Source organism: Pseudomonas sp. (genome assembly GCF_050739655.1).
Taxonomy (GTDB): Bacteria; Pseudomonadota; Gammaproteobacteria; order Pseudomonadales; family Pseudomonadaceae; genus Aquipseudomonas.
This window is the reverse complement of sequence record NZ_JBOIBY010000393.1, coordinates 1-1684: the sequence shown is the minus strand read 5'-3', so window position 1 is coordinate 1684 and position 1684 is coordinate 1. Positions and strand designations below refer to the sequence as shown.

Sequence of the window (1684 nt, the reverse complement as noted above, 5' to 3'; positions counted from 1 at the left end):
CCTCTAGATAAAGTCCGTAGCCGTCTGATAGTTTTATTCGCTTGGGGCCCGGCTTCGCATTTCGACACTTAACATCTGAAAGCATTCAGGTTTCTCCGTCTTGTTGGCACCGGATTTTGTAAATTATGCCAGGTGCCAACACTGGTGCCAACAAAATCGGTAGATGGGCAGAGATTGAGAGAGACAGCTAGTGGATAGAATCTAACGCTTGGAACCCTCTTTTTCTTGCGGCGATGATTTTGTCTGGGTCGGCGGTCCAGGTAAAGGGCTTTGGTTTGGCGTTATGCTCATCGACGAAACGATTGATGGCGGCCTGCAAGTCGACGACGGAATGAAAGACGCCGCGTTTGAGGCGTCTTCTTGCGAGCTTGGCGAAGAAGCCCTCGACGGCGTTGAGCCAGGAGGCGGATGTCGGCGTGAAGTGAAAGGTGAAGCGTTTGTGTCGATCGAGCCATTCGCGCACCTTGGGATGTTTATGAGCGGCATAGTTGTCGAGAATGATGTGAACGTCCTTGTCGGGCGGGACCTCGCGGTTGACGGCGTTCAGGAAGCGGATGAACTCCTGATGCCGGTGACGCTGCATGTTGCGTCCGATGACGGTTCCGTCGAGCACGTTGAGCGCCGCGAACAGGGTCGTGGTTCCGTTGCGCTTGTAGTCATGGGTCATCGTGCCGAGCCGGCCCTTTTTCATAGGCAGTCCCGGCTGGGTGCGGTCCAGCGCCTGGATCTGGCTCTTTTCGTCAACGCTGAAAACAACCGCATGCGCGGGCGGATCGACATAAAGGCCGACGACATCGCGCAGCTTTTCGACGAACTGCGGATCGTTCGAGAGCTTGAACTGACGCCAGCGATGCGGCTCAAGCCCATGAGCCTTCCAGATGCGCCGCACCGCGCTGGCGCTGACGCCTGCGGCTTCGGCCATCGCGTCCGCCGTCCAGTGCGTGACCTCGCCCGGCGGGTCGCAAAGCGTCAGCGCCACAATCCGTTCTTCGATCTCCGGCCCGAGCGGCGGAATGCGCGAGGGCCGCGTCTTGTCGTGCAAGAGACCGTCAACGCCTTCCTCCATGAAACGCTCCTGCCAGCGCCAGACGCATGTCTTCGACTTGCCGGTCCGGCGCATGATCTCGGCGGTTCCGAGGCTGTCGGCGCTCAAGAGCACGATCCGACAACGCCACACATGCTTCTGCGGCGAATTGCGGTTGGCGACGATCGACGACAGCCGGCGCCGAGCAGACGGACTAACGGTGAAAGAGATTCCTGTGCGCATACGGAAGACTCGCACGCATCGCGCAGAATGGGAATCCCCAAACGGACTCTTTTGTTAGATGGATACCACTAGAGAGTTCGAATTGAAGGTCTACTATGTCCTACAATAAGACGATCGTTTGCCTTGCAAATTCAAGAAAACTGAGTGGGCGATGCGTCGCCGGTCTGGAGCTAACGAGCGGTGGAAAATCCATCTGGATCAGGCCGGTCAGCAGCCGTCTTGGAGGGGAATTGTCCGACAATGACCGGCGGTACAAAAACGGGCAGGAAGTACAAGTCCTCGACAAGGTCTCGATTGTCTTCAAAGGACCGATACCACACGGATTTCAGCCTGAAAATCATCTTATTGACGATGAGGAATATTGGTCTCGTACTGAAACCGCCACATTCGATGAGGTCGCCGCCCTTGTCGAAGCCG

Annotated in this window: 2 protein-coding genes; one reads left to right on the top strand and one right to left on the bottom strand. The window is 56.9% G+C overall.

The window, feature by feature from the left end; all coding sequences use genetic code 11:
• Window positions 1-187: 187 nt before the first annotated feature.
• Window positions 188-1267, bottom strand: coding sequence for an IS630 family transposase (locus ACRESJ_RS19050; RefSeq protein WP_431759271.1), 1080 nt, complete (start codon window positions 1265-1267; stop codon window positions 188-190).
• A 95-nt stretch (window positions 1268-1362) separates the two neighbouring features.
• Between ACRESJ_RS19050 and ACRESJ_RS19045 the strand changes: the two genes are divergently transcribed.
• On the top strand, window positions 1363-1684 hold a 322-nt coding region (locus ACRESJ_RS19045), incomplete at its 3' end, for a dual OB domain-containing protein (protein WP_431759270.1).